Here is a 7023-nt window from a genome sequence, read left to right on the forward strand (position 1 = left end):
CCCACCGGGCTACAGCTCCGGCCAGGCGCCGGCCGTCCGCACCCGTATCCATGGAAGGTCCCCCACCCATGTCCTCTCAGCCTGCCCCGGTCACCTTCGAGCACCTGCCCGACGGCCTCGGCACCGGCGTCGCCCGGCCACGCCTGACCTGGCGTCTGCCCCGGGGAGCCGCCGTCCAGGACGCCTACGAGATCGAACTCGACCGGGCCGGCGCCCTCCACCGCACCGGCCGGACGACCCACGCGGAACAGGTCCTCGTACCGTGGCCCGGCGAACCTCTCGACTCCCGTGAACGGGTCGGCGTCCGTGTACGGGTGTGGGTGGACGGGGCCGCGGACCCGACCGGGTGGAGCGAGCCGAGCACGGTCGAGGCCGGGCTCCTGGACGCGGCCGACTGGAGTGCCGTACCGGTCGGCGCCGCCTGGCCCGAGGAGCCCGGCACCGACCGGCGCCCGGCCCGCGTCCGCCGGACCTTCACCCTCGACGCCCCGATACTCCGGGCCCGGCTCTATGTCACCGCCCATGGCGTGTACGAGGCCGAGATCAACGGCCGCCGGGTCGGCGACGACATCCTCTCGCCGGGGTGGACCGTGTACGGCGAACGCCTGAGGTACTACACCTACGACGTCACCGAGCACCTCGTGCCGGGTGACAACACCATCGGTGCCTGGCTCGGGGACGGCTGGTACCGCGGCCACATCGGCTTCGACGGCGGTTACCGCGACCTCTACGGCAGTGACCAGTCCCTCCTCGCCCAGCTCGAAGTCACCCTGGCCGACGGCACCACGGCGGTCGTCGCCACCGACGGCTCCTGGCAGGCCGCGCCCGGCCCGATCCTCTTCAGCGGCCTCTACGAGGGCGAGACCTTCGACGCGCGTCTGCACGACCCCGACTGGTCGACCCCTCAAGGCGGCCTGGACGAAGGCGAGTTGTGGACACCGGTCGCCACCCGCACCCGCGACCCGCACACCCTCATCGCCCCCAAGGGCGCCCCCGTCCGCCGCACCCAGGAACTGTCACCCGCCACCGTCACCGCCAAGGGCGACGGCCGGCACATCCTGGACTTCGGGCAGAATCTCGTCGGCCGGCTGCGCATCACCGTCGCCGGACCGGCGGGCACGACCGTCACCCTGCGCCATGCCGAGGTCCTTCAGGACGGCGAACTCGCCACCCGTCCCCTGCGCGGGGCCACGTCCACCGACACCTACGTCCTCGACGGCTCCGGCGAACAGACCTGGGAACCGCGCTTCACCCTGCACGGCTTCCGATACGCCGAAGTCGGCGGCTGGCCGGGCGAGTTGACGGCGGACGACGTGACGGCCCGGGTGTACCACACCGACATGACCCGGACCGGCTGGTTCGAGTGCAGCGACCCCCTGGTCAACCGGCTGCACGAGAACGTCGTGTGGAGCATGCGCGGCAACTTCGTCGACATCCCCACCGACTGCCCCCAGCGCGACGAACGCCTCGGCTGGACCGGCGACATCCAGGTCTTCGCCCCCACCGCCTCCTTCCTGTACGACTGTGCCGGCATGCTCGACTCCTGGCTGGACGACGTCGCCGTCGAGCAGCTGCCCGACGGAACGATCCCCTGGTACGTGCCGGTCATCCCCGGCGGCCCCCAGTGGACGCCGATCCAGCCGGGCGCCGCCTGGGGCGATGTCGCGACCCTCACCCCGTGGGTGCTCCACCAGCGCTTCGGCGACCTGGAGCTGCTGCGCCGCCACTTCGACATGGGGCGGGCGTGGGTGGACCTGATGGACCGGCTGGCCGGGGAGAGCCGGCTGTGGGACACCGGGCACCAGCTCGGTGACTGGCTGGACCCGATCGCCCCGCCGGACGACCCGGCCGGGGCCCGCACCGACCGCTACCTGGTGGCCACCGCGTACTTCGCCCACTCCGCCCGCCATCTCCAGTGGTCGGCCCGCGCACTCGGCCACATGGAACTCGCCGAGCGGTACGGGCGGCTCGCGGACGAGGTGACCAGCGCCTTCAGGGCCCGCTATGTCCGGCCCGACGGCCGGATGACCAGCGATGCCCCGACCGCGTACTCGGTGGCTCTGGTCTTCGGTCTGCTGGACGACGACCGGCAGCGCCGTGAAGCGGGTGACCGACTCGCGGAACTGGTGCTCCAGGACGACGCCCGGATCGCCACCGGCTTCGTCGGCACGCCGCTGATCTGCGACGCCCTGACCGACACCGGACACCTCGAAGTGGCGTACCGGCTGCTGACCCAGACCGAGTGCCCGTCCTGGCTGTACACCGTGTCCATGGGCGCGACCACCATCTGGGAGCGCTGGGACAGCCTCCTGCCCGACGGCACCCTCAACTCCGGTGGGATGACGTCCTTCAACCACTACGCGCTGGGTGCCGTGGCCGACTGGATGCACCGGGTCGTCGCCGGGCTCGACCTCTCCTCCCCCGGGTATCGCACGCTGCGTTTCCGGCCGCGTCCCGGCGGTGGCATCACCTGGGCCAGGGCCCGCCACGAGACGCCCTACGGCGAGACGGCCATCTCCTGGGAACTGACCGACTCGGGCATGACCGCGGAGGTCACGGTCCCCGGCGGCTGCCAGGGCGTGGTCGAACTCCCCGGGCACGCTCCGCTGACCGTGGGCCCCGGCCGGCACCACCTCGACACCCGCGACCTCGGACGCAGCGCCGCCTGAGCCCTGTGGGCACCGCCCGGCTCCACGCACCGCCTCGTGAAAGAGCATCCGCCGCCACTCGAAGGAACCCGACGCTCGAAGGAGAGTGTGACGTGACCCGTTCCAGAGGACGTTCCGAAGATTCCGGAGAAGGCTCCACAGGGCTGACCCGGCGCGCAGCCGTCGCCGTGTCCGTGGCCGCTCTGGGCGGAGCCGCGGTGCTGACCGCCGGGCTTCCGGCCGCCGCAGCCGCCCCGCGTACCGCCCCCACCGGTCAGCCCTGGCGTGACAGGAAGAAGTCGGCCGCCCGCCGAGCCGACGCCCTCCTCGCCGCCATGACGCTCCAGGAGCAGATCACCCTCGTCACGGCGGTCGAGGTGGCCGACTTCGCGCCCCTCGCCCACCTCGGCATCCCGGCCATGACCCGCGTCGACGCCTCCGACGGCCTGCGGGGTGACACCGGAGTGACCGCCTTTCCCGCCCCCAACGCACTGGCGGCGACCTTCGACACCGACCTGGCCGAGCGCTACGGCGACGCGATCGGCGCCGAGGCCCGGGGCAAGGGCTGGAACGTCCTGCTCGGCCCGACCGTCGACATCGACCGCAATCCCCGCAACGGCCGCGAGGCCGAGTCGTACGGCGAGGACCCCCTGGTCAACGGGCTGATCGGGGCCGCCGTCACCCGCGGCTTCCAGAAGAACGACGTCATCGCCCAGATCAAGCACTTCACCGTCTACAACCAGGAGGAGGGCCGCAACTCGCTCGACGTACGCGTCTCCGAGCGGGCCCTGCGCGAGGTCTACTACCCGGCCTTCGAACACACCGTCCGCGACGGCGGCGCCCTGTCGGTCATGGGCTCCTACCCCAGGGTCAACGGAGTGTTCGCCTGCGAGAACCCGCACCTCATCAGCGCCCTCAAGAACGACCTGGGACTCAAGGGCTACCTCGGCACCGACTACTACCCGTCCGGGGACCGCGTCGCGGAGATCAACGCCGGTGTCGACTCCGCCGCCCTCACCCCCGACACCCCCAAGGCCGCCTTCACCGACGGCCGGATCCCGCAGGAGCGCACCCGGGACGCCACCCGCCGCATCCTGTACGCGCTGTTCGCCTCCGGAGCCTACGACCGTCCGCTGCCGGACGGGCCCGCCGAGGTGGTGACCACCGCCGCGCACCAGACCCTGGCCCGGATCACCGGTGAACAGGCCACCGTCCTGCTGAAGAACAGCGGCAGCCTCCTGCCGTTGTCGAAGAAGAAGACGGTCGCCGTGATCGGCCCGGCGGGCAAGGACGCCGTCACCGGCGTCGAGGGCTCCTCGTACGTCGATCCCGGAGACTTCACCACCGCCGTGGACGCGATCAGGAGCAAGGCCGGCGCCTCCCGGGTGCTGTTCTCCCAAGGCAGTCTCGGTGATGTCGCCCTGCCCACGATCCCGGGTGACGTCTTCACCACCCCCGACGGCGAGCCCGGCCTGCACGCCGAGTTCTTCGCGGGCGAGGACCACTCCGGCAGCCCGCTGACCACCACCACGACGGCCGACGTGGACTTCCGCGGCGCCCCGGTCGGCGGCCTCCCTGCCACGTGGTCCGCTCGCTGGACCGGCCGCCTCACCCCGCCCGGCACCGGTCCGGTCCGCATCTCGGCCCTGTTGGCGGGCGCCGCGAAGATCGTCGTGAACGGGGTGACGCTCCTCGACGAGTCCCGCTTCCTCTGGGACTCCTTCTTCGGCCCGAAGGAGAGCGCGATCGGCGGTGTCGCCGAACTGACCGGCGGCAGAGCCGTCGACATCACGGTCGAGTACAGCACCAAGGACGCCGGCTTCCGGGGACCCGCCATGACCCTGGGCTGGCAGCCCGAGTCACTCATACCGGCCGCCGTCGCGACGGCGAGGAAGGCCGATGTGGCGGTGGTGTTCGTCAACAACTACACCGGCGAGGCCTTCGACCGCGACAACCTCTCCCTGCCCGGCGACCAGGACCGGCTCATCGAAGCCGTCGCCACCGCCAACCCGAACACGGTCGTCGTCCTCAACACCTCAGGGCCCATGCTCATGCCGTGGCTGGGCAAGGTGAAGGGCGTACTGCAGGCCTGGTACCAGGGCGCCGCGACCGGCACCGGAATCGCCAACATCCTCTACGGCGACGCCGAACCCGGCGGCCGGCTCCCCGTCACCTTCCCCGCCGACGAACAGCAGGGCCCCGCCACCTACACCGGCGCCAAGGACGACGACATCGCCAACACCCTCACGTACGACGAAGGCATCCACGTCGGCTACAAGTGGTACGACAAGCACCGCGCCAAGCCTCTCTTCCCGTTCGGGCACGGGCTGTCGTACACCTCTTTCCGCCACGGCACGGCACGCGTGCACAGCCTCGGCCGCGGGGACGAGGCCGCCGAGGTCACCGTCGAGGTGCACAACACCGGCCGCCGTACGGGGTCCGAGGTGGTCCAGGTCTACATAGGGCACCTGCCGACCAGGACCGACACCCCGGCCAGGACACTCGTCGGCTTCGCCCGCGTCGAGCTGGAGGCAGGGCGGCGCAAGAGGGTCCATGTCACCGTCAGCCGGCGCGCGTTGTCCTACTGGGACGAGGCCAGGGGCCGTTGGGTGACTCCCACCGGCCAGGTGCCCGTGTACGTCGGACGCTCCGCCGCCGACCTCGACCACGCGGGCAGCATCACCGTCAAGTGACCCGGGCCCGGGGGCCGGTTGTCGAAGACCGGTGATATTGCCGATGGCCGCGCCCTCCTCCCGGCCGGACAGTGGCACGGCCGACCACCGGTCGGCGCCGTCGGCAGAGCTGCCGGACGTGCCCCGCGGGTCCTCCGTGCGGCACGTCCGGTCCGGCGGCTCGTCACGGCCGAGAGGACGACTTCGTCGTGCACCAGCACTCGCAGAACAGCTCGCTCACCCCCGGTACGGTCCCGCCCCCATCCGCCGTCCACAGCCGCCGCGATCGCAGGGGGAGGACCGCGAAGCGGCTGACCGGCGCCCTCGCGGCGCTGGCCGCCGTCGTGGGGCTCAGTTCCCTGGCGACTCCCGGGGCGCAGGCCGCGGACAACCCCTACGAGCGCGGCCCCGCCCCCACCACGTCGAGCATCGAGGCGGCACGCGGTTCCTACAGCGTGTCCCAGACCACGGTCTCCTCGCTGTCGGTCACCGGCTTCGGCGGCGGAACCGTGTACTACCCGACGAGCACCAGCGACGGCACGTTCGGCGCGGTGGCGATCTCCCCCGGCTACACCGGCACCCAGTCGTCGATCTCGTGGCTGGGCCCACGGCTGGCCTCCCAGGGCTTCGTCGTCTTCACCATCGACACCCTGACGACCCTGGACCAGCCCGACTCGCGCGGCCGTCAGCTGCTGGCCGCGCTGGACTACCTCACCGGGCGCAGCAGCGTACGCACCCGGATCGACAGCAGCCGGCTCGCGGTGGCGGGGCACTCGATGGGCGGCGGCGGCAGCCTCGAAGCCGCCAAGTCCCGCCCGGCCCTCCAGGCGGCGATCCCGCTGACGCCCTGGAACACCGACAAGTCCTGGCCCGAGGTCAGCACACCCACGCTGATCTTCGGGGCCGACGGCGACACGATCGCGCCCGTCGCCTCGCACGCGGAGCCGTTCTACGGAAGCCTGCCGTCGTCCACCGACAAGGCGTACCTGGAGCTCAACGGCGCGACACACTTCACGCCGAACTCGTCCGACACGACGATCGCGAAGTACAGCATTTCCTGGCTCAAGCGGTTCGTGGACAACGACACCCGCTACGAGCAGTTCCTCTGCCCGCTGCCGCGGCCGAGCCTGACCATCGAGGAGTACCGGGGCAACTGCCCGCACACCTCCTGAGGCCGGCACCCCGATGAGCAGCCGGTGGGCGGTCGTGCGGGGAACGCGGCCGCCCATCGGCGCTGTGCGGGTGCACAGATCTGCGGTGGCGCCGCTGGGCAGACGTACACGGGAGGCTCGGCCTCAGCCCGTGTCGGCGCAGGTGGGAGCGGGAAACCGCCTGCCGGGAGGCGCCGGACGGAGAGCTTCCGCCTCGCGTCGCGCGAAAGTAACGTCACAGGGATGACCGGACGGACGAACGCGCCCCAGTCTCCCCCACCGTGGTCCCCCGCACCGCAGTCACCCCCACCGCGATCTCTTCCCCCGCACGGTCGGAGTGCGGAACTCGCCGCACTGGCAACCGTGTTGGGCCTGTCCGACCTGGACGCCCCGAACGCCCCGGTGCTCGTACTGGCCGGGGATCCGGGCCTCGGCCGTACCTCGCTGATCGACTGGGCGGCCCGCTCCTTCACGGCCGGGCCCGTGCTGCGCGTACGGGCCAGTCGTGCGGAGTCCGCGCTGCCCCTGAGCGGAGTGCACGCGCTGCGGTGT

Annotated in this window: 4 protein-coding genes; all 4 read left to right on the plus strand. The window is 71.8% G+C overall.

What is annotated here, in order from left to right:
* Nucleotides 1-68 precede the first annotated feature (68 nt).
* The gene (locus tag ACFVH5_RS05315) at nucleotides 69-2669 is read left to right on the plus strand and encodes a family 78 glycoside hydrolase catalytic domain (protein ID WP_385832209.1); all 2601 of its coding nucleotides are present in this window, start codon (nucleotides 69-71) and stop codon (nucleotides 2667-2669) included.
* A gap of 92 nt (nucleotides 2670-2761) precedes the next feature.
* Nucleotides 2762-5341, plus strand: coding sequence for a glycoside hydrolase family 3 protein (locus ACFVH5_RS05320; protein ID WP_385832210.1), 2580 nt, complete (start codon nucleotides 2762-2764; stop codon nucleotides 5339-5341).
* A 290-nt stretch (nucleotides 5342-5631) separates the two neighbouring features.
* Nucleotides 5632-6492 carry an alpha/beta hydrolase family protein gene (locus ACFVH5_RS05325; protein ID WP_385832226.1) on the plus strand — a complete coding sequence of 287 codons (861 nt, stop codon included), beginning with the start codon at nucleotides 5632-5634 and terminating at the stop codon, nucleotides 6490-6492.
* Between the two features lie 342 nt (nucleotides 6493-6834).
* A partial coding sequence (locus ACFVH5_RS05330) for a hypothetical protein (protein WP_385832212.1) occupies nucleotides 6835-7023 on the plus strand: 189 nt, incomplete at its 3' end.

The organism is Streptomyces sp. NPDC127119, assembly GCF_042677425.1.
GTDB lineage: Bacteria > Actinomycetota > Actinomycetes > Streptomycetales > Streptomycetaceae > Streptomyces.

What these genes read in the sequence shown, in the direction of transcription:
- ACFVH5_RS05315 (WP_385832209.1), top strand. Translation starts at nt 69, where the DNA reads ATGTCCTCTCAGCCTGCCCCGGTCACCTTCGAGCACCTGCCCGACGGC.